Source organism: Paenibacillus dendrobii (genome assembly GCF_009807035.1).
In the GTDB taxonomy this organism is placed as follows: domain Bacteria; phylum Bacillota; class Bacilli; order Paenibacillales; family Paenibacillaceae; genus Paenibacillus_AQ; species Paenibacillus_AQ dendrobii.
Genome location: NZ_WUBI01000003.1, coordinates 468774 through 495563, shown reverse-complemented (window position 1 = coordinate 495563; position 26790 = coordinate 468774). Strand labels below are relative to the sequence as shown.

Annotated in this window: 20 protein-coding genes; 11 read left to right on the top strand and 9 right to left on the bottom strand. The window is 50.7% G+C overall.

The window, feature by feature from the left end; all coding sequences use genetic code 11:
• From GRF59_RS20345 to GRF59_RS20310, 8 genes are all read left to right on the top strand, one after another.
• Nucleotides 1–1170, top strand: a 1170-nt coding sequence (locus GRF59_RS20345) for an exosporium glycoprotein BclB-related protein (RefSeq protein WP_272915011.1), incomplete at its 5' end; no start/stop codon positions are given.
• A 168-nt stretch (nucleotides 1171–1338) separates the two neighbouring features.
• Nucleotides 1339–2043, top strand: a complete 705-nt coding sequence (locus GRF59_RS20340) for a class I SAM-dependent methyltransferase (protein ID WP_237391932.1) — start codon at nucleotides 1339–1341, stop codon at nucleotides 2041–2043.
• Nucleotides 2044–2083: 40 nt separating this feature from the next.
• Complete coding sequence (locus GRF59_RS20335) at nucleotides 2084–2935, top strand: glycosyltransferase family 2 protein (protein ID WP_160499541.1); 852 nt, start codon at nucleotides 2084–2086, stop codon at nucleotides 2933–2935.
• 169 nt (nucleotides 2936–3104) lie between these two features.
• Nucleotides 3105–6551, top strand: a complete 3447-nt coding sequence (locus GRF59_RS20330; protein ID WP_341480116.1) for a copper amine oxidase N-terminal domain-containing protein — start codon at nucleotides 3105–3107, stop codon at nucleotides 6549–6551.
• Nucleotides 6552–6689: 138 nt separating this feature from the next.
• On the top strand, nucleotides 6690–7103 hold the full coding sequence (locus tag GRF59_RS20325) for a YugN family protein (RefSeq protein ID WP_160499540.1): 414 nt from the start codon (nucleotides 6690–6692) through the stop codon (nucleotides 7101–7103).
• A 173-nt stretch (nucleotides 7104–7276) separates the two neighbouring features.
• Nucleotides 7277–7738, top strand: coding sequence for a PNPOx family protein (locus GRF59_RS20320; protein ID WP_160499738.1), 462 nt, complete (start codon nucleotides 7277–7279; stop codon nucleotides 7736–7738).
• A gap of 30 nt (nucleotides 7739–7768) precedes the next feature.
• Nucleotides 7769–9046, top strand: coding sequence for a multidrug effflux MFS transporter (locus GRF59_RS20315; RefSeq protein WP_160499539.1), 1278 nt, complete (start codon nucleotides 7769–7771; stop codon nucleotides 9044–9046).
• Nucleotides 9047–9178: 132 nt separating this feature from the next.
• On the top strand, nucleotides 9179–10555 hold the full coding sequence (locus GRF59_RS20310; RefSeq protein WP_160499538.1) for an FAD-dependent oxidoreductase: 1377 nt from the start codon (nucleotides 9179–9181) through the stop codon (nucleotides 10553–10555).
• 107 nt (nucleotides 10556–10662) lie between these two features.
• On the opposite strand, the gene GRF59_RS20305 is transcribed toward GRF59_RS20310, so the two are convergent.
• From GRF59_RS20305 to GRF59_RS20280, 6 genes are all read right to left on the bottom strand, one after another.
• Nucleotides 10663–11985: a 6-phospho-beta-glucosidase gene (locus GRF59_RS20305; protein ID WP_160499537.1), complete on the bottom strand. Its 1323-nt coding sequence runs from the start codon at nucleotides 11983–11985 to the stop codon at nucleotides 10663–10665.
• 46 nt (nucleotides 11986–12031) lie between these two features.
• Nucleotides 12032–13024, bottom strand: coding sequence for an N-acetylglucosamine kinase (locus tag GRF59_RS20300; protein WP_160499536.1), 993 nt, complete (start codon nucleotides 13022–13024; stop codon nucleotides 12032–12034).
• A 142-nt stretch (nucleotides 13025–13166) separates the two neighbouring features.
• Nucleotides 13167–14177 carry a LacI family DNA-binding transcriptional regulator gene (locus GRF59_RS20295; protein ID WP_160499535.1) on the bottom strand — a complete coding sequence of 337 codons (1011 nt, stop codon included), beginning with the start codon at nucleotides 14175–14177 and terminating at the stop codon, nucleotides 13167–13169.
• A gap of 133 nt (nucleotides 14178–14310) precedes the next feature.
• Nucleotides 14311–15702 carry an ABC transporter substrate-binding protein gene (locus tag GRF59_RS20290; protein ID WP_160499534.1) on the bottom strand — a complete coding sequence of 464 codons (1392 nt, stop codon included), beginning with the start codon at nucleotides 15700–15702 and terminating at the stop codon, nucleotides 14311–14313.
• Between the two features lie 53 nt (nucleotides 15703–15755).
• Nucleotides 15756–16640, bottom strand: coding sequence for a carbohydrate ABC transporter permease (locus tag GRF59_RS20285; protein ID WP_160499533.1), 885 nt, complete (start codon nucleotides 16638–16640; stop codon nucleotides 15756–15758).
• Nucleotide 16641: 1 nt separating this feature from the next.
• Nucleotides 16642–17496 carry a carbohydrate ABC transporter permease gene (locus GRF59_RS20280; protein ID WP_202128773.1) on the bottom strand — a complete coding sequence of 285 codons (855 nt, stop codon included), beginning with the start codon at nucleotides 17494–17496 and terminating at the stop codon, nucleotides 16642–16644.
• Nucleotides 17497–17937: 441 nt separating this feature from the next.
• Here GRF59_RS20280 and GRF59_RS20275 point away from each other — a divergent pair, with 441 nt between their 5' ends.
• Nucleotides 17938–19347: an MATE family efflux transporter gene (locus tag GRF59_RS20275; protein ID WP_160499531.1), complete on the top strand. Its 1410-nt coding sequence runs from the start codon at nucleotides 17938–17940 to the stop codon at nucleotides 19345–19347.
• Nucleotides 19348–19550: 203 nt separating this feature from the next.
• On the top strand, nucleotides 19551–20261 hold the full coding sequence (locus tag GRF59_RS20270) for a DsbA family oxidoreductase (RefSeq protein ID WP_160499530.1): 711 nt from the start codon (nucleotides 19551–19553) through the stop codon (nucleotides 20259–20261).
• A 171-nt stretch (nucleotides 20262–20432) separates the two neighbouring features.
• Here the strand turns inward: GRF59_RS20270 and GRF59_RS20265 are convergent, their stop codons facing one another.
• Both GRF59_RS20265 and GRF59_RS20260 read right to left on the bottom strand, forming a co-directional pair.
• Entirely contained in the window at nucleotides 20433–21158 is a 726-nt protein-coding gene (locus GRF59_RS20265) for a hypothetical protein (RefSeq protein WP_160499529.1), read from the bottom strand.
• Nucleotides 21159–21266: 108 nt separating this feature from the next.
• Nucleotides 21267–22322, bottom strand: coding sequence for a serine hydrolase domain-containing protein (locus GRF59_RS20260; protein ID WP_160499528.1), 1056 nt, complete (start codon nucleotides 22320–22322; stop codon nucleotides 21267–21269).
• A 234-nt stretch (nucleotides 22323–22556) separates the two neighbouring features.
• Between GRF59_RS20260 and GRF59_RS20255 the strand changes: the two genes are divergently transcribed.
• Entirely contained in the window at nucleotides 22557–24941 is a 2385-nt protein-coding gene (locus tag GRF59_RS20255; protein ID WP_237391931.1) for an Ig-like domain-containing protein, read from the top strand.
• Between the two features lie 72 nt (nucleotides 24942–25013).
• Here the strand turns inward: GRF59_RS20255 and GRF59_RS20250 are convergent, their stop codons facing one another.
• Nucleotides 25014–26786, bottom strand: coding sequence for a hypothetical protein (locus GRF59_RS20250; protein ID WP_160499527.1), 1773 nt, complete (start codon nucleotides 26784–26786; stop codon nucleotides 25014–25016).
• Nucleotides 26787–26790 lie beyond the last annotated feature (4 nt).

Genomic DNA, 26790 nt, shown 5'->3' with positions numbered 1-26790 from the left:
GGAGCGACGGGCGCAACGGGAGACACCGGAGCCACAGGAGCCACGGGAGCGACGGGAGCGACGGGCGATACAGGAGCAACCGGAGCAACGGGAGTCACAGGTGCGACAGGAGCTACAGGAGCTACAGGAGCCACGGGCGATACCGGAGCAACGGGAGCCACAGGTGCGACAGGTGCGACAGGAGATACAGGAGCAACCGGCGCAACAGGTGCAACAGGTGCAACAGGAGCGACGGGCGCAACGGGAGACACCGGAGCCACAGGAGCCACGGGAGCGACGGGAGCGACGGGCGATACAGGAGCAACCGGAGCAACGGGAGTCACAGGTGCGACAGGAGCTACAGGAGCTACAGGAGCAACAGGAGCCACGGGCGATACCGGAGCAACGGGAGCAACCGGAGCAACGGGAGCCACAGGTGCGACAGGAGATACAGGAGCAACCGGCGCGACAGGAGCTACCGGAGCAACGGGAGTCACAGGAGCGACAGGAGATACAGGAGCCACAGGAGCAACCGGAGATACGGGAGCAACGGGAGCCACAGGAGTCACGGGAGCCACGGGAGTCACGGGAGCCACAGGAGCAACGGGAGTCACGGGAGCCACAGGAGCAACGGGAGCCACAGGGGCAACAGGCGATACGGGAGCGACGGGGTCGGGAGCGGTTATTCCGTTTGCTTCCGGACTACCGGTAGCTTTAACGACAATCGCAGGCGGACTGGTAGGTACCATAGGGCTTGTAGGCTTTGGCAACTCCGGAACTACAGCGCTGGCGGTCGGTAATACCATTGATTTGACGGGTGCTGCCGGAACGCTTCTGAACTTTTCCTTCTCCATGCCGCGTTCAGGAACGATTACTTCCATCTCGGCCTTCTTCAGCATAACGGCTGCACTCAGTCTTGTAGGTACAACAGTCACGCTTACCGCCCAGCTGTACAGTTCGCCGACGCCTAACAATACGTTCACGCCGGTCGCAGGAGCGACGGTAACGCTGTCACCTGCCTTGACTGGAGTCATTTCGCTGGGAGCCATTTCTTCAGGTTCGACGACCGGTCTGAGTATTCCGGTTACAACATCCACTAGACTTCTGTTGGTGTTCGAGGCGACCGCGACCGGACTATCACTGCTTAATACGGTAGCCGGATATGCAAGCGCGGGCTTGACGATTACCTGATAGCAGACTTTCAAAACTTAAAAACACCTCTCCGAGACAGCGCAATCAGTCGCGGTAGAGGTGTTTTCTATTCATGCATAAAAACCTGCTCTAGAATGGCCGGACAGCGTATGAAAGGAGTGTAACCGACATAAATTGGGGGATGAAGCATGTTTTAAGGATAGGAGGATGAGTATGCATCGCTTTTGGGATAAAGTCATTAAACCAATGATCATCGCCGTACAGCCGGTAAACATCGTTGAAATTGGCTCATTGACGGGCCTAAATACCTTTAAACTACTGGATTATTGCCAGCATGCGGATGCACGATGCACGGTAATCGATCCTGCCCCGCAGTTTGACGTGGAATTGCTGAAGGACTATTACGGAGAGGCTTTTTGCATGCTGCGGGAGCTGAGTCTGCAGGCGATGCCCAAGCTTGAGCCCTATGACATGATCCTCATTGACGGAGACCACAACTGGTATACCGTTTATCATGAATTGAAGCAGGTGGAGGAAATGGCCCAATCGGCTGGAGCTTTTCCGGTTGTTCTGCTACATGACATCGACTGGCCATACGGAAGGCGGGATATGTACTATTTCCCTGAAAGCATACCCGCGGATTATCGTCAACCTAACGCCAAGCAGGGGCTGGAACCGGGGAATCCAAATCTTGTACCTAACGGCGGCTTCAACCATGTCGTCAGCAACGCGGTACTTGAACATGGAGAACGCAATGGCGTCCTGGCGGCCATTGAGGATTTTTTGCGGGAGACGGAATTCGATCTAACCTGGCATCAACTGCATTCGAATAACGGTCTCGGGATTATTATGCCTACTGCGGCTCCGGTTTCCAGGGTGCTGCCATATATTTTGAACACGTCGGGGCTGTAACTCCCATACGCGTAATACTCTATTAAAGGAGGATGTACATATGCCATTGACTTCAGTGGTCATGCTGACCCGTAACGGCCTGGATATGACGCGGCGGTGCGTGGAAAGCGTGCTGCGCCATACCGCGGAACCTCTGGAATGGGTAGTGGTGGATAACGGGTCTTCGGACGGTACGCTCGAATTCTGGAGGTCCATGCCGGGTGTGAAGCTGATTGCGAACGAGGACAATAAGGGATTCGCTGCCGGAACCAATCAGGGGATGTTGGTGGCGTCGGGAGAGTATATCTTGCTTCTGAATAATGATACGGTGGTAACGCCAAGATGGCTCACTGTCTTGCATGCGGCGCTAAGCCGGGATCCGAACATTGGTATTGCAGGGCCGGTTTCCAATCATGTGGCTCCTATTCAAAGAATACCCGTGAGTGAATGGCCCGCAATCGAAAATCTGGATGCTTTTGCGATTCAGCGTCAGAAGGAACTGGCCGGCGCAGGATTCTACGCGCATAAGCTTGTCGGGTTCTGCATGCTTTTCCACCGCAGCTTATTGGATCGGATTGGGGGGTTAGATGAGAGGTTTTTTCCGGGGAACTATGAGGACGATGATTTCTCCATACGCGCCCGGATTGGTGGCAAACGGCTGTGGGCAGCTCAGGATGTTTTTATACACCATGAAGGCCAGGGCACATTTTCATCCAACCGCATCGACTACAAACGTTCGTCACTGGCCAACGCAGAGCGGTTCAGGGCGAAATGGAGTACCGGCCTTTCCGCATGCGAGATGGATTGCCGGGGGTATAATCCGTCAGATATCGTAAATCGGGAGCCCTTTTTCATTCCGGAAAAGCATTTTGTACCGTTTAAAGCGAGCCCAGTCCCAACAGGCAGTTACTAGATAAAAATTTAAATTTAATAAAAAAGAGCACTGCCTATGGGCTGTGCTTTTTTTTGAATTGCAAATGGGAGAAATCCCATTTATTTTTTTTGAAATGGAAAACATTTCCCCATCTTCTCTCGTCAAATAGATAAGGCCATTTATTAACGAAAAATCGAGGAGGAGAACCGTGAAAAAGCTTTGGGTTATGCTTGTGGCGGTGCTGATGGTAGTTTCATTTTCTCTGCAGCCTGTAGAGGGGGCCGCAGCCGCCAAAAAGATCAGCGTGTATGTAGATGGAGTCAAACTGAATCCGCTGCAGGCGCCCACGATGGTAAAAGGCAGGACCATGCTGCCGATGAGAGCCATTTTTGAGGCGTTCGACGCTGAGGTTCTGTGGAACCAAAAAACCAGTACAGTGACGGCAATCCGTGATGACATTACCATTGTACTCAAGATCGGTGCCCAGACAGCTACTGTCAATAATCAAAAGGTAGCGCTGGATGTGCCTGCGCAAAACTTGTATGGAACCACGATGGTACCGGTCCGCTTTGTGAGCGAAACGCTCGGTGCGGAGGTACTATGGAATCAATCGACACAAACGGTTAGCATCTTGACTTCCAATCCCAATACCAACGTCAATGCCGTTTCGTACGTGTCTGCACGCCTTGTAGGCAAAAACGGCGACGGTCGCGACTTGGAAGTGAGCTTTCCTAAGGTACAACGCGAATCGGAAGTCAGTGAATACCGCGTCTTGGTCGTCAAGTCTTCCAATGCCTATGGATTTACATTGTCTCAGGCGCTTTCCACCGGGAATTATACCACGGTAAGGCCATCCGGGGATGATCAGGTCATCACGTTGTCAACGCAGTCCAAAGACGTGAACGGCGATATATTGAAGGCTAACCAGTCTTATAGCGCATACGTATTGACGGTCGGCAAAAAAGGCTCAAATGCCCTTTCCGGCGTGTCCCCATCCGTTACGCTCAGCACCGCATCGCCGGTGAGTTCCGTTTCCAGCGTAAAAGCGAGCGATGTCAACGATTACGGCGATGGCCGCGATATTTCGGTCAGTTTCAATCAGCCGCAAAATACAAGCAATATCCAGAATTACCGCGTCATGGTCGTTAAGACCAAGGATGCCGGCAATTTTAATCTCAATACAGCCAATGCATTGGCAAGTTCCAACTACTCGACAGTAAGCAAAACCAACAGCACAACAGTTACGACGACGTTAAGTTCTGCAGCAAGGGACACATCTGGCGAATATATTAAAAACGGCGTCTCCTATACCGTCTTTGTGCTTTCCGTTGCCAGCGGCAGCAATGCGACAAACCAACTTTCTGCTGCGTCCTCTTCCTTCACGCTGACCGCCAGCGCGATTGGAGCACCTGTCATTACCAAAGTAGAGGATGTAAGCAACTATGGCGACGGCCGCGATTTGATGGTGCGCTTCAATAAATCGTCCGATGAGTCGCGTGTGGGTTCCTACCGCATCTTTGTCGTGAAGGATAGTAAAGCGGGGAGCTTCAATTTATCTACAGCAAATGGCGTTTCCAGTGCTTATTATTCTGTTGTTAGCAAAACCGGATACAACATCAATCAGACGTTGTCTTCGGGAGCGAGAGATGTGGATGGATCGCTAATCAGCCCTGGAGTGGTCTACCGCGTGTTTGTCATGGCTGTCGGCACAGGCAGCTACTCCGGCAGCTATGCGCTCTCGTCATCTTCGTCATCCATTGTCCTGTACGGAAATACGGACGTGAATGCAGCTACAAACGTTAGCGTCAGTGATGTCTCCGATTATGGCGACGGCCGCGATCTGCGCGTATCCTTCACGCGGGCAGCGGACGAAAGCAGCCTGTACAACTACCGGATCATGGTCGTGAAGGCCTCGGACGCCAACTATTTCAGCTTGTCATCGGCTAATGCCGTATCCAGCTCGAACTATACGAACGTCAGCAAAACCGGATATAACATCACCCAGACGCTCTCTTCGGGCGCAAGGGACGTGGATGGGCAATCGATCCGCAACGGCGTCAGCTACCGGGTATTTGTACTTTCGGTGGGAGCATACAATACCACTGCGTTGTCTTCTTATTCTCCGGCGATTACGCTTTCGGCGAATTCCAAGGTATATCCGGCAACGAATGTAGCTGCTGCCGATGTCGCTGATTATGGGGATGGCCGCGATTTGCGCGTTACCTTTACCCGAGCGAATGAAGAATACAACATCAGTGAATATCGAATCATGGTCGTGCGGGATTCCGATGCCTACTACTTTGATCTGTCCGCTGCCAATGCGGTATCCAGCAGCTATTATACCCGGGTAAGTAAGACGGGAAATAATACGCTCACCCAGACGCTCTCAGCAACTTCAAGGGACGTGGACGGCAGATTGATTCAAAGCGGTACCAAATATCGCGTATTTGTCCTCTCCGTAGGTGCAGGCGGTTATTATACCAGCAATGCGTTGTCTTCTTATTCTTCGGCGATTACATTATCTGAAAGCTATGCCGTAGGGGCGGCGAAAAATGTGAGTGCCAAAGATGTCGGGGACAGCAATAATGGCAGCGACCTGCAGGTCACATTTACCCGTGCAGACAATGACACAGATATCAGCCAATACCGCGTCATGGTCGTCAAAGCTTCGAAAGCGGGCAATTTTAACGACGCGGCAGCGATCAATTTGAATAGTTACTATTATACGGCTGTCCGGAATAACGGAAACGGCAGCTACAATGTGATCCTGAACACGGATGCCAGGGATACCGACGGTGAATTTATCGTAAACGGCGTTTCATACAAAGTATTCGTCCTGTCCGTAGGCAATCATGGGACAAACGCTCTTTCGGGAGCTTCGGGGGCGATTACGCTCGATACGGTTGTTTCAACCCAGCCGGTAGGCGATCTGAGAGCAAGCGATGACGGCGATCAACATAATGGCCGTGACTTGAAGGTGTCTTTTATCAAGGCAAGCGATGAGAAAAATATCTTGGAGTACCGGATATTCGTTGTGAACGCGAACCGGAATTTTAATATTCAGGATGCATTGGCATCAGGACGCTATACGCCGACGTCCGTCGGCAGCAATTTCAATCAAGTCATGACCCAGAGCACGACTGATACGGACAATAAGCCTCTGGTTGAGAATGTTCCGTATAATGTCTATGTACTTTCCTACGCCAAAACGGGTAGTGCTCTCGCGGGTCCGGCATCGGTCACGTTGACCGATACCACTCCGCAGAACCCCGTGACTGCACCTTCGGATGTCGCGGCCGCATGGAGTAATGGAGCAATTGATGTAACTTTCTCCAAGTTAGCGGACGAATCCCAAGTACAGGATTACTTTGTTGTGATCTCCCAAGTAGATCTTACAAGCGAGGAAGTCATGAGCAAAAAGAATACAGGTAAAAACATCAAAAAAGGAGCACCGCCAACATCAAAGGTTTCTTTTAATACAAATGAAATCGATGCGAACGGCAATCCGATCGACAACAAGAAAGCTTACTTGATTTACGTACTAACCGTTGGAAGTAAAAACAACGCTTTGTCAAAACCAATCCCAGTCGCACCCGTCCAGCCCGATGCAGGAGCTGCTGCGGGAGCTGATCCGGCAAACGGCGGCTCGCAATAATGATCCAAAATGTTAAAAGCAAAGCAAGCACGGGACCGGAGGGTCCCGTGCTTTTTTCTGCCTCCCCAGCATTCTCCGTATAAAGTTACGAGTTCAGGCCCATCCTTAACTTAAAAACAGCGAGGTGGGCGAATTCGAATGATTAACCTGGAATCGAGACTTGAGAATATCGAAGATCGTTTTGTGAACATTGACAGTTATTTGTGCAAACATGATTTTACGCTCGCCGGCAACTGGGATTACAAGCATGGCTACTTGGACAAACGCTTGGATCAGGAGCGCATGGTCTGGCTGAGGATTCCCTTCCGTGTCACCAAGGGCAGTCTGGATGGGGAGTGCGGCGGATGTCATGCTACCGTCAAGCTTGGCCGCCCGTTCGTGTTCAAATACATTTACAATACGGGCACTGACAAGCATGCTGCCCCTCACCTGCTGGGTGCGGTATTTGATCAATTTCAACCGCCGATTGACGATGATGCTCCACTGGATGATATGTGGGTGGATCATGCCCGAAGAGTGCTAAATGAAGTGGAAACGGGTTATTTGCATTAGAGGTAAACGGGATGATGCAGCCTGGCCGGAATTTCCGGTTGGGCTTTTTTCTCGTTTCCCGCTATCCAGCAAAGCCCGCCATATGAAAATATTAAGGGTTCTTTTTCAAAGGTGAAATAGGCTACAATAGAGTGAAACAAACGGAGGAGGAGGGATTCCATCCTATGGAGCGGATGCAAAGACATGAGCTTTCCGATGCATTGTACGAGCTGTTGAACGGAAAGGAGCTTGTGACTAAGCAGCATGAAGCCATGATGCTGATGACCGTCACTGAAGAAGGTTGGCCTCATACGGCCATGATCAGTGTAGGTGAAGTGATCGCGTTGGGCTCCAAGCGGGTGAGATTGGCCATGTGGTCCGGTACGACGACGACGCGCAATCTCATTCGAACCGAAAAAGCCACCTTGGCATTCATCTACGCGGGGGCTGCGCATTATATCAAGCTGTCGTTGAAGCGGCTGCCGGTCCTGCCTGCCGCCAAGCATCCACGTGAACGGTTCGAGGCTGATATTGTGGCGGTCAGATCAGATGTTGCAGCTTACGCCGATATTACCACGGGGATACAGATCGATCTGAAGGAAGAGGAGTCCGTCCTCCGGCGATGGCATGAAACGCTCGCAGAGCTCGTGCTGTAAAGGATATAAGGGGGAACTAAGACAATCGTTATGAATAAACAATCACAGACCGTCCGAAGAAGCCAAGAGGAACTGCCCGCGCGTCCCAGCACAAGCCGGCTTTGGATGATTATCGTGCTGGGGGCGTTATCTGCCTTCGGACCCTTTTCGCTGGATATGTATTTACCTGCGCTGCCAAGCCTGGCGAATACGATGCATACAACAACATCGCTTACGCAACTCAGCCTGACTTCATGCCTGATCGGGCTTTCGGTGGGTCAACTGCTTGCCGGGCCTTTGAGTGATGTGCGTGGACGGCGCATTCCGCTGCTGATCGGTATGGTCGTATACGGGATTTCATCTTTATTATGCGCATTCAGCACTTCAATTGAGATGCTGATCGTTCTCCGCTTCATTCAAGGAATTGCCGGTTCCGCCGGCATCGTCATTTCGCGTGCGATCGTCAGGGATATGTATTCCGGATCAGAGCTGACTAAGTTCTTTTCCATGCTGATGCTGGTTAACGGCGCGGCACCGATTCTATCCCCCATTGTCGGAGGTCAGCTGCTGCAGGTGACTTCATGGAGGGGAGTTTTTATCGTATTGGCGGCTATTGGCATTGTGATGCTGCTAGCGGTGCTTTTTGGCTTGCCGGAGACGCTCGCAGCTGGAAAACGCTCGAGCGGCGGCACGAAAAATACGTTGAAAACCTTTGGCGTACTGTTCAAAGACCGTAAATTCATGGGACTTGCCTTAAGCTCGGGATTTATTTCGGCAGCCATGTTCGCATATATTTCGGGATCGCCGTTTGTGCTTCAGAACATTTACGGGGTAAGCCCGCAAATGTTCAGTCTAATTTTCGCTATGAACGGACTTGGCATCATTATCGCAGGACAAATTACAGGGCGCCTTGCCGGGCGGGTTAGCGAGAAGAAGCTGCTTGTAACGGGCATTACACTGGCAACCATCGGGGGGATGTCGCTTTTGGTTCTGTTGGCTGCGAAAGCTCCGCTCGCCGCGATTTTGCCGCCGCTCTTCATTGTGGTTTCCTGTGTCGGGATTGTAGGTACCGCAGGCTCCTCGCTTGCATTGCAGGATTACGGACATGCGGCAGGAAGCGCATCGGCCCTGCTCGGACTTTTATCTTATATTTTCGGCGGGATTGTCAGTCCTTTGGTGGGCATTGGCGGCAGTACCTCGGCGGTTCCCATGGGGATCGTGATCGCTTTCGCAGATGTCTGTTCCGTGCTTTGTTATTTGCTTCTGGTTCGCGGAGCGGGAAGACGGATGCTTCCAACAGAAGTATCCGGGATAAATAAGAACATATAAATATAGACTAAGTTTCGGGATGGAGTGTAACTTTCATAGTTACACTTCTTTTTTATTGGGGTAATCGTAGGGATGGGCATCTTAATGGAATAGTGTAAATTTGGCAAAGCTACGAAGAAAGGAGAGAATTCGATGAATAAGTATGACGCTATTATTATCGGTTTTGGCAAAGGCGGAAAAACGCTCGCAGGTGCGATGGAGGGGCAAGGATGGAAGGTTGCGATGATCGAACAGTCGGCTAACATGTATGGTGGGACCTGCATTAATATCGCTTGTATTCCATCCAAATCGCTGGCGTACCAATCCGAGCATGCCGAGAGCTTCCATCGTGAGTCTTTTCAGAATCAGAAGGCGTATTACCACAAAGCCATTTCAAGCAAGGACGAGCTGGTGTCCTCTTTACGCTCTAAAAATTATCACAAACTTAGCGATAAAGGGGGAATGACCGTTTTTACGGGCAAAGCAAGCTTTGAGTCCTCCCGTGAAGTGAAAGTGGAAATGCAGGATGAAACCATTATTCTCACGGCCGAGCGGATTTTTATTAATACAGGCGCTGTTCCAATCGTTCCGAATATCGAGGGAATAGGCGAATGCCATCGCGTATACGATAGCACCACGCTCATGGAACAAACGGAGCTTCCAAAACGTCTGGTGATCGTTGGCGGCGGGTATATCGGCCTGGAATTCGCATCGATGTATGCCAATTTCGGATCAGAAGTGACGGTTCTTGATGGTGCCAAGGAATTTTTGGGACGTGAGGATCGCGATATTGCCGAAGAGATATTAAAAACGCTTGAAGATAAAGGGATTCAGTATCAGTCAAACGCGAAAGTCCAGTCCGTCAAGGACATGGAAGGAGGGGCGCAGGTCATCTATTTGCTTGATGGAGAGCACCCTGAAACCGTTCAAACGGATGCAATTCTCTTGGCTACCGGCAGAAAGCCTAATACAGAGGGTTTGCATTTGGATAAAGCAGGCGTGACGCTGGATGAGAAGGGCGCCATTCAGGTGGATAAGCATCTTCAAACCAGCGTTCCGCGGATTTGGGCGATGGGAGACGTGAAGGGTGGACCGCAGTTTACCTATATTTCGCTGGATGATTACCGGATCGTTAAAGACCAGCTGTTTGGTGATGGAACGAGGAATACGGAGGACCGGGTGAATATTCCATATTCCGTGTTCATTGATCCTCCCTTATCGCGGGTTGGGTTGACGGAGGAGGAAGCCCGGAAGCAGGGTTTCCAGATCAAAATTGCCAAGATGCCTGTCGCTGCCAGCCCGCGTGCTCAATTGATGAAAGAAACGGAAGGGATCTTAAAGGCAGTCGTGGACGCGGAGACGGAACAAATTCTAGGATGTGCGCTTTTTTGCACGGAATCCAGCGAAATCATTAATATCGCTCAAATCGCCATGCAGACAGGGCAGAAGTACACATTCCTCAGAGATCATATTTTTACGCATCCGACAATGAGCGAGATTTTTAACGATTTGTTTGAGCAAGTGAAATAAATTGAAGCATGCCCGCAAACGAAAACCGCCCTGCTCCAGGAATTCTTGGGCAGGGCGGTTTTGTTTCATGTAAGAGCACGGTATGAATAATGACCGTATCAGGCGTTCTATAAAGCAGCCGATTCTTTATAGAATTGAGGCAGATATTCCTTATTGGCTTCGAGCATCTCATCCAGCATTTGAATGGCCACTTCAACGGACGGCACCAAAGGGTGATGGGCAAGTGCCTGGATGGCAAGGCCGCGATCGCCAGTTATGGCAGCATCAATAGCGAGGCGCTCATAGGTTTTGACCGCATGGATAAGTCCAACAGCCATTGGAGGAACTTTGGTCAGCGGCAGCGGCAGCGGGCCGTTCTTGGTGACCACACAGTTCACTTCAATGCTGGCATCGTCCGGAAGGAAATCAATGATGCCCTGATTAGCCACGTTCAACGTCTGAATATCATTTGTTCCGTTATAGAGCGAACGCATCAGGTTAACGGCTGCCTCGGAATAGAAGGCACCGCCGCGTTGTTCCAGCTGCTTCGGTTTATCCTTCAGCTCCGGATCATTGTACAACTCGAACAGTTCCTCTTCTACACGTTTAACGACTTCTGCACGGTTGCCGCCTTTTTTGAAGGATTCCAGCTGCTCTTCGAGCATGGCATCGGTCATATAGAAGTATTTCAAATAGTACGAAGGCAGGGCATGCAGAGATTGCAGGAATTCCGGATTCCACTCCCGTGCGGGCACGTTCTTCGCGCTGTAGCCTGCCGTATCGGCCAGCATTTCATCCAGTTTGTCTTCCCCGTTCACGTCGATACGAGTAATCCAGTGAAGATGGTTCAGGCCGACAAACTCGGCATATATGCGATCAGCCTCTACGCCGTATTTGGCAGAGGTTTGCTTGATCAAGCCAATCGGAGCATTACAGAGGCCGATGCTCTTGACGTTGGAATACTTCAGAATGGCTTCCGTGACCATGCCCGCAGGATTCGTAAAGTTCAACAGCCAGGCATTGGGAGCCAGTTCTTCGATATCGCGGCAGATGTCGAGCAGGACCGGGATCGTCCGAAGCGCCTTCATCATGCCTCCGGGGCCGGTGGTTTCCTGGCCGATGACGCCGTATTTCAAAGGGATAGACTCATCGCGGCCGCGGGCGTCGAGCATGCCGACGCGCATTTGAGTGCTGACGAAGTCTGCACCTTTAATCGCTTCGCGGCGGTCCAGAGTAAGATGAACCTCGATCGGAAGACCGGATTTCTCAACCATGCGTTTGGCCAAGTTGCCGACAATATTCAGCTTGCGCTGTCCGGGCTCGATGTCCACCAGCCATAGTTCCCGTACCGGGAGCTCCGCATGGTGGAGGATGAATCCCTCAACGAGCTCCGGAGTATAGGAAGATCCACCGCCGATTACCGCTATTTTCAGTCCTTGTTCATTTGCCATTTTTGCACACTCCAGTCTTGTCAGAATTGGATTTATATTTGGGGGTCTATTTTATCGTTTGTTTAATATGTTCAAAATCGCGGAAGGTCCGCATTTTGTCATACACTTCCTGGGTTACCGCATGTCCGTCCGCCTCCATGGCAGACCACAATGCTCCGACAACAGGTTCCGTGGACAGCGTCACAACGGAAGCTTTCGGTGCTGCAGCCGCTACGGCCAGCTCAACCTTTTCGCGGATCCAGCCGCGGTCTCCGCGTGTTAGCAGACTTCCCGCCAGAACAACGTCAAACGTATCCTTTTCCATGCCTAATTTATGGATGACGGCAGCCGCTGATTTACCGAGCTCGACGCCTTGGCGGTGCAGAATTTCCAGAGCTACATCGTCATTCTCCGCAGCAGCTTCAAAGAGCAGCTTCGCCGTATGCACAGGTACATGTTTGCCATGATCCTGGAAATCATCAAACATATCGCCGACGCTGTCATATCCAAGGAAATTCAGCAGCAGCGGCGTCAATAGCGTCTCTTGTTCACGGCCATCCCAAGAACGGATAACGGAACGGAAAACCTCAATATTGAGGGAACCGCCGCCGCCGAAATCACCGTACATATAATCGAAGCCACCGACTTGAATATGTTCTCCTTTCGGGTTCCGGCCTGCTGAGTTGGTGCCTGTGCCGCAGATCAGAGCGACTCCGTAAGGACGATTCGTACCAGCGCGCAGGCCAATCATTGTGTCGCAATTGATCGTGTAATTCCGGTTGAACCCGATTTCCTGAACCAAAGGATGCAGGATCCGATAATCCACTTCCCGATCTGCGCCAGCGAGTCCGAAATAGGCATGCGAGATTTCATGAATCCGCAGTCCAGCCTCGCTCAGGGCGCCTTCCGCGGCTTCTTGTATGCTTTGCGCGGCCAGGGCACGGTCAATCTGGTGATTGCCGTTGCCGCTTACGCCTTTACCAAGCACATTGCCGCGGTCATCGGTCAGCAGAGCGTATGTTTTTGTTCCTCCCCCATCGATTCCCAAGTAGTAAGTCAATGGTCGTCACTCCTATATATAAGGATGTATTCTAAGATATCAGAAAGTATAAAGTTCGAAGCAAGACCATCCTGATATCGCAAGAAAAACAACATCTTGATGCGGTCTGTCTCCTTTGAGAGTACGTCGATAGACGTTTTCCTTATGATCCGGACGTACCTTCTGCAGGGGTACCTGTAGATTCTCTCACGATAAGTTCAGGGTCGATCCGCACATTGGCCCCGCGTTTCATCGTTCCGTCCATGCGTTTAAGCAGCATATCCGCTGCGGCAACCCCAATCCGGTCAGCGGGCTGACGAACCGTTGTCAGATGAGGATGCAGCTTGGATGAGATATGCTGATCGTCATAACCTACGATAGCTACCTGTTCAGGCACCTTGATGCCTTCTTCCAGAAGGGCGTTCACAACCCCGAGTGCGATATTGTCATCGCCTGCGAATACGGCGGAAGGAAGTCGTCCTTCCCGCAGCCATTTACGGCAGATATCGTAACCAAAGTCAATTTCGAACTCGCCTGTGATCATGTCGAACGGAGCCAAGTTCTTTTCCTCAAGAGCCTGCAGGAAGCCGCTGCGGCGTTCCCTCGTACTGCGGAACATATTATGCCCGCTTAAATGCGCAATGGAAGTATGGCCCTGGTCGAGCAGGTGCTTCGTTGCGGCGTAGCCGCCTTTGTAGTTGTCTATCGTCACGGAAAAGGCGTCATTCTCCGGCTTTTGGTTGTCAATCAGGACATAAGGAATATTGCGCCGTTTTAATTCCACGATATAGTTGTCCTCTTCCATAGGAGAGAGGAGGATGAGACCGTCTACCCGGTCTTCCTGGATCAGGTAATGGGCTTCATCGGAACCGATGCCGGTGGAGACCGAAACGGCGAGGAAATAGCCGTGAAGCGCAAGAACCTCATTCAGCTCCTTTACGACAGCGTCGAAGAAGGAATCCTGGAGTGTCGTCACGATCAAACCAACGATTCCTGTTTTGCCGCGGGCCAGACTCCGGGCTGCGGCGTTAGGGCGGTAATCGAGCTCCTTAATGGCTTCCAGAACCCTTTGCCTGTTTTTCTCACGGACGGATTCGGCTCCGTTTAAGACCCGCGAGACCGTCACAACGGACAGTCCTGATTTTTTGGCAACATCAAATATACTAACCTTCATTGTTTATTCTCCTTGCGGCAGATTTTCCGTACGTTAACATTGACTTAACACTAGTATACATGTACGGGGGCCTGGCCGCGAAGCTAATTTAACAGATGCACCGCCCCTTTCGGGACGGTACAAAAGTCTAGCTTTAACGTTTGATAATTTCCATGACCTTCTTCTGAATGGTCGGCATCACTTCTTCAACGGTTTTGTGACCTGTATCGATCGGCTGCATTTCGTTGATGAACATGTCGTTGATTTGCGAATAGTTGGTGATCAGGTGGTTATAGGATTCGAAGCCGTATTTCACAGCCCCTTCATAAACCTTTTTCACATCTTCCGGATCGATGCCGTCAAAATGTTTGTAGTAAGCTTCGGCTGCCTTCGTATTTACAGGAGGGTTACCGCCGCTCAGGTCAATGGACTTCTCCTGAACTTCCTCGCTGACCAAATATTTGATCCATTCAAAAGCTTCCTTCGGATGCTTGGAGCCCTTCAGAATCAAGAGTGGATCCACGAAAAGCACGCTGCGGATCTTGTCGTTGCCGCCTGCAGGAACTGCAGCCACGCCAACCTTGAATGGGAAGTCGTTGGAGCCGGCAAGGCTCCAAGAGCCGCTGACGGTCATGCCAAGCTTGCCGGTTACGAATGCATCGCCATTTTGTCCTGCCACGCTCTTGCTCCATTCCGTTGTTGGGGAAACCTTATCTTTTAAAATCAGGTTAAACAGTTTGTTATAAGTTGCGATGACTTCGGGAGAATCAAAATGTGTCTCTGAAGGCACACCGCCGTTGGTCCAGGTATCCTGGGAGTAAGGCTCAACGCCGAAATACAGCGGACGCATATCGCGTTCGGACCATGTGAAGTCGACGCCATACTGCGTTTTGGCAATATCATCGGACACATGGGTTAATTTTTTGGCGTCTTCAACCATTTTGTCAAACGTCCAGCTCTTATCTTCATAATCGCTTGGAGGATAAGGAACATTGGCAGCATCGAACATGTCTTTGTTGTAGAGCATCAGGGTCACGTACATATTGACCGGAATACCGTATACATGGTCTTTGACGGTATAAATTTTCATCAGGTCTTCCGGAATGTTGTAATCGGCTGCTTTAAATCCGTCTTCCTTGATAATGTCGTTCATGTCGAGCAGCATGTCTTTGTTGAAATATTCCGCAAAACCGCCGTAGCCGTAGTGGCTGGTTACGTCAGGCGATTTACCCCCGGCGATCAGCGTTTGCAGCTTGCTGTCAAACTGCTCGTATGGAGCCTTTTCTATTCTGACCTTGATGTTCGGATGTTTCGCTTCAAAGTCCGGAACCAGCTTTTCAATAAAAGTGCGGTCTTCCGAGTCCATGGTGTAATGCGTAATCGTTACTTGCTCGCCCGAAGAGCCGGATTTGGTGCTATCGCTGTCGTTACCGGGTGCCACATCTCCCGCTGATTTGCCGCCGCTGCAGCCTGACAGTGCCAATACGACGAGCATGCTGGACGCAAGCAGAAGTGCAAAGGTCTTTTTGATCCTTCTCTTTTTCATGAATGACAGTCCCCCATATATTCAAGTTTATTGCCGCCGCTGCGGCGGGGTCTTTACTTGATGCCTGTAAGTACAATTCCTTCAACGAACCGTTTCTGGGCTATCGCAAACAAGGTGACGATTGGCAGCATGGCCAGCACGGAGGCAACCATGAGCAGATGCCACGGCGGAATGCGGAACCGCGACGAGGTGAAGGAAGACATACCGACCGGAAGCGTGAATTTATCCGATGAGCTTAGGTAGAGCACGGGTGTCAGAAGGTCGTTCCAGCTGTAAATGAAAGCAAAGATGGCAACGGTCGCAAGCGCCGGGCCTGACAGAGGCAGTGCAATCTGCCGCCACATCCTCAGCTCGCTGCAGCCATCGATGCGCCCGGCGTCAAACAGTTCATCCGGCAGCGTGGAAAAGAACTGGCGCAGCAAAAAGATGTTATATGCCGAGCCGAAAAATGCAGGCACGATCAGCGGCAGGAACGTATCGATCCAGTTCAGCTTGGAAAAGAGAATGAACTGCGGGATCATAATTGCCGGATAAGGAAGCATCATGGTGCTGAGCATCAGCATGAACCACAGGTTGCTGCCCTTGCCCCGGTATCTGGCGAAGCCGTAGCCCGCGAGCGCCGACGACAGCAGAGTGCCGACAACGGTCAAAATGCCGATAATGAGACTGTTCATATACATTTGGCCGAAGTTCAGCGTGTCGAAAATTTCTTTGTAGTTGCTCCATTGCCAAGACTCCGGCAAAAAGGTCGGCGGAAACTTCAAAAGTTCCTTTTTCGATTTTAACGAGGTCGAGACCATGAAAAACAATGGCAGGAGCATGAGAAAGGTGGTGACCACCAGAGCAATGAAGCTGGCAATGCTTACGGCATCGATTTTGCGCCGGCGTTTATTCGAAGAAGGTGATGCCGCTGGGCCGGCAGCCGGGATCGTACTCATTCTAGCGTCGCCCTCCTTCATAGTGAACGTAACGGTTCGAGAATTTCATGATGAGCGCCGTAAACAGCATGACGACGATCAGCAGCACCCACGCGAGAGCGGAGGAGTAGCCTGCCCGGTATTCCTTGAAAGCGCTGGTGTAGAGGTTGTAAACATAGAACCAGGTCGAGTAGTTTGGACCGCCTTGGGTCATGACATACGCTTGAGTAAATACCTGGAAGGAGTCGATAACACCCATAATCAGCTGGAATAACAGCACTGGCGAAATCATCGGAAGCGTCACATTCAGGAAAATCCGGAATCGACCGGCACCATCTAGCTTGGCGGCCTCTACGAGACTTGCAGGCACGCCCTGGAGCCCGGCAAGGAACAGGATCATGCCTGAGCCTGCTGTCCAGAAGGACATAATCATCAAAGCGTAAAGAGCGTAATCAGGACTCATGAGCCAAGATGGTCCTGGGACGCCGAACCAGGAAAGCACGTAGTTGAACAGACCGATCGATGGATTGAAAATCCAGTACCACAACAGTGACATCGCCACGCCGGAGACCATGCTCGGAAAATACATCGCTGTCCGGAAAAATCCGCGGAACGGTATTTTCGTATTGAGCAGGAGTGCGAATCCGAGTGCCAGCAGCAGCTGAATCGGTACACTGATAAACGTATACCGCACCGTTACGACGACGGATTTCCAAAACAGATCATTGTGAAACATTTCGCTGTAATTCGCGAGTCCGACATATTTTGGCGGGTGGATAATGTCATAGTCCGTGAAGCTGTAATACAGGGATGACAGAATCGGATACAAGGCAAACACCAGGAAACCGATAAGCCATGGAGAAATGAAGAGGTACATATAAAATGTCTGCCGCCGGCTTTCGCGATGGGTCACGGAAACACCAACCTTTCTATTTGTTCTAAAAATTATAACGCTTTAACTTTTAGAATAGAGTGTGCCCTTCATAAAAGGTTTCATAGGATGTAATATGTACAAAAGTTAAAGTGCTTTAATTTTCATATCCGGCCTGATGAGATTATCATAGAGGATGATTTCTCAATTATCAACTGTTTTTTTGGAAAAATGAAAGCGCTGCCTTGAATGCCATCTCTGAAGCAAATGCGGGACGTCTGTCAAAGGCTTGCGCAGAAAGGGTTGCGGCGGATGTCCAAGCCCTCTGAAATTCACGAAAATTCTTTCAAGGAATTTACGCGAAAGGACTGTATTTTCGAGCAAAGTGTGCTACCATACCTTTGTTTTAAAGATAATTTTATAAGGAAGAAGGGTGATTTCTGACTCATGACCGCACATGTTAATGATTCGTCCGAACGGTCAGAAGCGGGTCGTCTTAGCCTGGTGCGTTTGACCTGGCCGATTTTTCTGGAGCTGTTCCTGTTCATGCTGATGGGCAGCGTGGATACGTTCATGATTAGCTCGGTGTCAGATAACGCCGTATCCGGCGTGGGCGCCGCGAACCAGATTATATCGATCGCCATTCTTTTGCTTGAAGTCATCGGAAGCGGGGCTGCCATCGTCGTTGCCCAGTATCTGGGCTCCAAGAAAAAGCTTGAGGCAGCGAAGGTAACGGGAAATGCGCTGACGCTGAATTTGGCCGTCGGCCTGATCCTGAGCATTATTTTCCTCGGACTGGGCGGGTATATGCTGCAGTTGCTGAATGTGCATGGAGAGATTTTCGACTATGCGCAGTCGTATATGCGGATTGTCGGGGGCGGAATCTTCCTGCAGGCGCTCATCAATGCGCTGGCTGCAACAATCCGTACGCACGGGTTTACCAAAGAAACGATGGTTGTTTCCCTTTTTATGAATATATTGCATGTGGCCGGCAATTATTTGCTGATCTTCGGGCACTGGGGCTTTCCTGCCATGGGTGTGGAAGGTGCGGCCATCTCAACGGTATTCAGCCGTCTGGCATGCTTGCTCATCTTCTTCTGGTTGATGTACCGAGTCATGGACGTGCGGGTGGAATGGAAATACTACATCCGACTCTCGAAAGAGTATGTCCGTAAAATACTCAGTATCGGCATTCCATCGGCGTTTGAAAATATCGTATATCAGATCTGCCAGCTGACCTTCACCCTCTATGTAACCTATCTGGGCGCAGAGGCAATGGCTACACGGCAGTATGCCAGCAATATTTCCATGTACATTTATTTGTTCAGCATGGCCATCGGCATGGGCACGGCGATCATTGTCGGCCATTATGTCGGCTCGCGCCGCAACCAGGATGCTTACACGCGGGTATTTCAAAGCGTCAAATGGGCTCTGGCCGCAACGGTTGTCATCGACTTGATCATTATTGCATTCCGTGTTCCCCTGATGAGCCTGTTCACGGATAATATGGCCATCATCCGCATGGGTGCACAGGTAATCTTGCTCAGCATTCTTCTCGAAACGGGACGGACAGTGAACATTGTCATTATTAATTCGCTTCGCGCTTCCGGCGATGCCAAGTTCCCGGTATATATGGGGCTGATTTCGATGGTATGCATGTCGCTGCCGCTCGGATATTTTCTTATATTCCGCCTTCATTTGGGTCTGGCCGGGGTCTGGCTTGCGATTGCGGCAGATGAATGGACGCGCGCCGTCATCATGTATTTCCGCTGGAAGAGCAGGAAATGGGAAAGACATGCGCTCGTTGAACCAGTGGAGCCTGAGCCGATCCCTGCAGCGGCGCCTACCGTAGGATAATAAGCAGGTAGGGTAAATCTTGGGGGCTTCACTTGCGTTGCAGCGGCTTTTCAAGTTGCAGAACGCAGGCACTCATTATATAATGTATATATAGAAGTTACAGTTAGTTGGCGGGATACCCTGCCTTTCTTTTTGCTCTATTCTGTGCATAAAAAAGTATCAGTTAGCACATCATACATTCTAAACCTTTAGGAGGATTTCAAATGAAAATTGAAGTATGGTCCGACTTTGCCTGCCCATTCTGCTACATCGGCAAGCGGCGGTTTGAGGCGGCTTTGGAACGATTCGAGCATAAAAATGAAGTCGAGGTCGTGTTCCGCAGCTTCGAGCTGGATCCGAATGCACCCCGCGAGAACGAGCATGATATGCATACCCTCTTGGCTTCCAAGTACGGCATGAGTGTTGAAAAGGCAAAATCGATGAATGAAAATATGACCGAGCAGGCGAAGGCGGTAGGATTGACCTATCGATTTGATACGATGAAGGTTACGAACACCTTTGATGCCCATCGTTTGACGCATTGGGCAGGGGAATCAGGCAAGCGTTATGAAATGACTGAGCGTCTGTTTAAAGCATACTTTACCGATTCGGAGCACCTGGGCGACCGCGCCACGCTGGCGCGTCTTGCCGGAGAAATCGGACTCGATACCAAGGCTGCCGCAGACATGCTCGAAAGCGATGCTTATGAGGCGGATGTGCGCGAGGATGAAAGCCAGGCGACCAAGCTTGGCATTTCGGGCGTACCGTTCTTCGTGGTGAACCAGAAATACGGTATTTCCGGTGCTCAGCCAGAGGACGTCTTCGCGGAAGCGCTGGAGAAGATCTGGAAGGAAGACCATCCGCTGACCATGGTAGGCGGCTCGGATGATCTGGCTTGCCAGGACGGATCATGTGCTCTGCCTGATAAGGAATAATCATTTACTTGCGAGATAAGGATGTTAAGCCTCTGACGTATATATTTCTTGTCTCTAAAAAAAGAGACTGTTACCAAAAGGTTTGAAGTTAAACCTGGCGGTTGACAGTCTCTTTTTTTTTCTATAGTAGGAAATCGGTATTCTCATATTGGCAAATCAAACAGTTCGATGTTATTCGAGCGGCTGGATTGGCGTGTTGAAATAGGGCTTGGCCTCTTTCAAGGGAACATGAACCTGCGTGTATTCCAAGGCTGCATCATTTTTCAGAAAATAAAAGACGACATCGTTGTCCGTAAAATAAACACCCATACCATCACCGAATGCCTCTGCATTGTTGCCAGCGTAAGCCGAGAACAATTTGCCGAAGGCGGACATCGATTCTTTGTCGTGCTTCACGAGGTTTTCAACGGTGACCTTGATTTTTGTCCCGGCATCGTAATTCAATGCTTCAAGCAGAGGGAAAGATTCACCTCCCGTCCCGTTTTGCATGCCTTGAGTCAATGTACCATGGAAGACAAACGAATAAAACTCTCCGCTGCTTCGGGTGACTTCATAAGTCACTTTTAGCGTATCGTCTGCAGTCATGTCCTCGCTGTATTTTCGGATGATATTCTCCAGATCCTGATTGATCATTTCTTCGGGAAATCCGCTTGTCAATCCTTTGAGCTGCGGGTAGGCAGCGGAAAAGTGCGTTCGGTGCACTGTTTTGCTTCCCACTTCAAAGTCGGTTTCGGCTGTTTTCCTGGAATTCGGCAATTCTCCGTCCGCACAGGATGATTGGAGAACATGTTCGGCAGGAGCATGAAGGGGCTGCGTTTGCTGCATCTTAGCACACACGGCGCCTGCACCTCCAAGTAACAAAATTCCGAATATTCCGATTGCGATCCATTTCTGCATGATGGTCCTCCTTATTTCCAGAGAATGAGTACCTTATCGTTAACCATACATGCAAAATAGAAGTGGAAGAAAGCGTGTTTCGGTAACAGAAAAGTGAAAATTTACTCACTAATCTATCGTTTTGGTCATGGACCGGAGCAGTTCCAGGCCGATTTCGTCGACATGTCTCTTCTGTGCGCGAAGCAGTGAAAAGGGGCCTACCGTGAAACTGCCATTATTCGAAAGAACAATGACGGCCATATTTTTCTCCCTATGAAAGCCGATGAAGCTGCTGGAGCCATAGGTTCCGCCATTATGCCAGTGCATCCGGTCATGATATACGCCGGACCGGATCATCCAGCCCATGCCGACTTCGGCGTTTCGGCGAATACGGTGCACCGGCCTCTGAGTCTCCTTCATGGCCGTCGTCACGGCAGAAGCTCCCATGCCGATATTGGCCTTGGCAAACTGCAGCAAATCTCTGGCTGTGGTGCGAAGGCCCCCGGCTCCTGCCAGTACGCCTAAGTCCCAATGGGGGACTTCTTTTCCATTCGCCGTGTACACCGGAAGCAGTCTGTCCTGCTGAGCCGGGTTTAGCCCGAACACGGTATCCTCCATGAAAAGAGGTCCGCAAATCTCGTCTTTCACGAGCTCCCCCAGGCTACGGCCAGTGCAGCGCGTTAGAATATACCCGAGCAGTCCTGCGCCCAGATTCGAGTACTCGAATCTCCCGGCAGAAGCCGGCCTGCATTTCTGCAAATCCTTCAGCAGATGTTCTTCCGAATAATGCTCATAGGGGTTAAGTTTGTTCGTCATGACAGATTTCAATCCCGCGGGAAGGCGGGGAAGCCCGGATGTATGGGCAGAGAGCTGTTCGAGGGTGATTGCGCTGATTTTGCGATGACCAGCACATTCAGGTATGTATTTGCCGATGGTGTCGGTCCGCTTCAGCTTGCCCTGCCGCTCCAGTATGCACAGCAGTGTTGCCATAAAAACCTTGGTTATCGATGCCGCTTCATAAATGGCCGACGAATAATCGAAGTCCTGCGGCTGACCATGGCCCCAGTAATACTGGTTGCCATTTTCCAGAATGCCGATCGTGACGGTGAGCGGGGACTGACTGCCGAAATGCTCCCGTGTTAATGCTTCGGCTCTGCCCATTAAAGGATGGTCGGATATGATCATGGGTAGGCACCTCCATATGTATAATAGACGTGCAATCGGAAGGATAGTTGTTCTAGGTTGGAACTTTTCAACTAATGTATTACCCCGTAGAACGATTGTTGAAGCATTCGACAAAATCCCTCGTTTTCGCGAAAAAACCCGAAAAACACACAAAAAAGCTAACATTCGGCCCCCGCATGACCGATATGTGAGGTATGATGTGTTTATAAAAACAGGAATTGGAGGGAATTAACATTGCATAAGAAGCTTCAAAAGATGCTTGTCATATCGCTGGTGATGGTGCTGTGCATGGCATATTCCGGAGTCACTTGGGCGGCTACCTCGGCCGATTTGTCCAAGCTGGTTCTCTCAAAATCCCAGGTCACCATGGAGATTGGCGATACGGCATCTGTGACGGCGACGGGCGTTTATAAAGACAACTCAACTGAAAACGTGACGATAAAAGCAACCTGGACCAGCGAAAACAACGCGGTAGCCACGGTATATAACGGTACGATCACTGCAGTCGGGGAAGGCAACTCGACCATTTTGGTCAAGTATGGCAGTGAAACCGAATCGGTATCTGTGAACGTGACGAAGAAGGTCAAAGCTCTTACCAAGGATGTGCAGAAGCTGGATCTGAAAATGAGCGACAGCCCGACCATCCATCTGACCGCAACCTATACCGACAACACGACGGATACAGATGCATCGAATAAAGCCGAGTGGACCGTGGATGACAGCAGTATCGTCTCCGTTGTCAACGGCAAGGTGAAGCCGAATGGTCCCGGTACGGCAACCATTACGGCAACCTATGGCAAGCAAACGGTATCCATTCCGGTGAGCGTGGAGCTGGTGAAACGCCTGGATCCAAGCGTGACGCAGGTGTCCATGCTTGCCAGCGAGAACAAACCGGTGCAAATTTCCCTGAAAGCAACTTATCCTGACGGGGATGTCAAAAATGATGTCGCTGCGCAAGCTGAATGGTCCACAAGCAGTGCGGATGTGGCCGATGTTATCAAAGGCGAGATCACCGCATACGGCCCGGGTTCGGCAACAATTACGGCCAAATACGGTACCAAGACAGCAACGATTCAGGTTGATGTAGACAAGACAATTCGGTTGCAGGCAAGCGAACAGGATATTTTCCTGCATGCCAATGAGACACTGAAGAACCCGATCAAGCTGGAAGCTGTTTATCCGGATAAAGATCCGGTAGATATTACGAAGGACGCTGTCTGGACATCCAGCAATGAGAAGGTAGCCTTCGTTAAGCAAGGATCTGTGACGGCCAACGCACCCGGTGCGGCAGTCATTACAGCCAAATACGGCGAAAAAACCGTAACCATCAATGTGGACGTAGATGTTCCGCGCCATCTTGATATGCTGGAGAAGGTAGCCCTCAGTCTGACCGGTACGAAAACGAAACAGCTCGAACTGACTGCAACCTATGCGAACGGCGAAGTCGAGAAGGTGCAAAGCAAGGCTGAGTGGAAATCCAGCAAAGAAGATATTGTTTATGTATCAAACGGAATGCTGACAGCCTATAAAAAAGGTGAAGCGGACATTAGCGCAACCTACGGCGGCGTAACGGTAACAACTCATGTTGCGGTCGACATGCCGTTGAAAGTGGAGATCTCCTCCAAGAAGGTTTCCTTGAAAGTAGGAGGAACGTATGAGGCAAGCATCATCCTTGACTACGGCACGGACAAGCCTGCGGAGAAGGTGACGGATAAAGTCGAATGGAGCTCCAGCAAGGATGAAGTAGCCAAGGTAGATGACAAAGGCATCGTTACCGGCGTCAGCGCAGGTACAGCCACGATTACAGGCAAGTACGACGGCAAATCCTACACGATGACAGTCGAGGTGGGATTGGTCAGTGAGCTGACTTCTCCTCAAAGCCTGATCATCATGTCGACGGGGGATAAAAAGACAATCGATTTGTCCGCCGTGAACGATCCTGAAGCCGCAGAAGGCCTGAACAAAAGAGCAACCTGGAAGTCAAGCAACCCTTCGGTGGCCAGCGTGGACGGCGAGGGTGTCGTTACCGGCATGAAGAGCGGTAAAGCCAACATCACTGCGGAATACGGCGGCAAGAAGGTTACCGTTGCGATTGAAGTCGATGTGATCTCGAAGATTGACGCAGATGTGGATTTCATCTCGTTGAAAACCGCAGGCACAGCCAAAGAGAAAGCGAAGAACGTAACGGTGACCGTAACGTTCAGCGACGGTTCCACCAAGGATGTCAGTGACAAAGCGGACTGGAGTTCTTCCAACTACAAGATCGCAACCGTAACGGGCGGTAAGGTTACGGCGCAATCCAGCGGAAAAACAACCATTCTGGCCAAGTATGGAAGTAAAACCCTTCGCATTCCGGTGGAAGTGGACAACCTGAAGTACCTGCAAACCAACGAAGTCAGCGTGAATATGAGCGTAGGCCAGACATTTAACCTGATCGCAACCGCCACCTACAGTGATGGAAGCGAAACGGATGTATCGAAGCCGGCGCTATGGAAGTCTTCCCGTATTCTGAGCGCGACGGTAAAAGACGGCGTGGTCAAGGCGACAGGCAAAGGTAAAGCAACGATTACGGTTACTTTCGGCGGCAAATCCACCAAGGTAGTTGTAACGGTGAAATAGAGCTTCAAAAGCAGCATGTTGGAACAAGCAGAAAGGGCAATCCGAGAGTGATTCTCGGATTGCCCTTTTGTATTACTCCATATTCTCCACATCGAACACCGGAACGGTGAGCATTTCGCCCGTCTGATCGCCGCCAGGGTATACATCCTCGAATTGGCTGAAGAGGCCGGTTACGGTCACTTTCATGCCGTCATAGAAGGTATAGCTGCCATGCAGCTTGAGGTAAGAATCGCCCATTTGAGCAAGAGCATCGCCTTCGCCTCCATAAACGACATAGCAGGTGAAGCGGACTTTTTCGTTGGAGTAGCTCAGCAGGTTATTGACATCAATATCCGTATAATCCTTTTGGAAGCCCATGAATTGATAGCTGTTGTCCTGGCGCGCATAGATGGCAGCCTGGGATGCTCCCGCGGTCTCCGATCCTTCAACGCCGTCCGGGCGGGTAACGAGCAGCGACTTGTCTGGCTGCACCTCGTAACCGTCCGCGTTGAACATGAAGAGCTGGGTTATATTGCTGTCATGCACTTCAAAAGCAGCATAAAGTGCCTGTCTTGAAGAGGATTCCCCTTCAACGAGGATAACCGGTACGCTCTTGGTGCTGAGCGACTTCTCAATAGAAATTTGGCGGATATTCACGTTGGAAGGGAAGTCATGGGTACTCAGCAATTGGACTGACTCATCCTCATTCATTTTTGCGAAATATACCGTATTGCTGTCATCCGAGCCGATCGCATAAGCATTGCCTCCGAAGCGGTCGCCGCCGCCGCTGACATGGCTGTAGTTCTTCGTCTGATCGGTCTGCTGCAAGAGCCGCAGCGGATCGTGCACCGTCCAGGCGAGCATTGCCTTCTTCACGTCTGCGGTCGTGTCCTGATAGGAGGAGAGCGCCTGATAGATGGTAATGGCTCCTTCGTAGTCGTTATTTTTTATTTTCCGCTGCGCAGCGGTTAGCCATTTCCGGATTTGCCGGTCGATTTCGCTCAGCAAACTCGATTTGATTCCCGTATTTTTGGCATAGGTCTCATAGGTTTTGGCATGGAGGGCATAATTCGCCATCTGGTCGCCGTCGACATCCTTTTTCAGAATGATCCGTGCGAGCTCTTCCGCTTTGGTCTTAACCCATGGTGCCTTCAGCTCGCGTCCTTGGTACTGGCTCATGAGCGACTGCGAGACATCCAGGAGATCTTGGAACTTGCCGTCTCCGGCCAGTTTGGACATCAGCCTTTCATCAAAATCCTTGAATTTGGCGGTCAACTGTTTGTTTTTCTCGGTTGTCCCACCAAAAAAAGCGTCCGGAATGGCCTGCAAATTCCACTTCGGTGAGGCTTCGTCCGTTTCGCCCTGGTTCAGACGGTCATCGAGCTGGCTGTAGAACAATGCCTTAAACTGTTGGAAGTAGCGTGTGATATCATCCGAGATCCCAAAACTTGCAGAAATCTCCGGATAGTAGGCAGAGAATGAATCCCCTGTATTCATGTATTTGTTCTGCGTGCTCTGCAGATCATGATACACCTGCAGGAAGCCGGTAAAATCCTGCCCGGAGCCCGTGCGTTCCGCACGCTGGTCCAGCTGGGAGAGTGTCTGCTTCATCAGAGTGATCGGCTCAAGCTCTCGCAAACGCTTCGCAATCAAAGTCTCTTTATAATGAATGGATGTATTGCCGTCCGCCTTTTGATACCATTCCTCCGCGCGTATGAGGTCTTTTTGCTGATAATATCGTTCTGCCTCGGCGACCCAGGCCATCTTGCGGTTGATATCGATTCCCTTCAGGCCGATCAGGACCAGCATGGCGATACAGAACAAAATGAGAAGATTACGCAAAGTCAGCGCATGTTTCATCGTCATATAT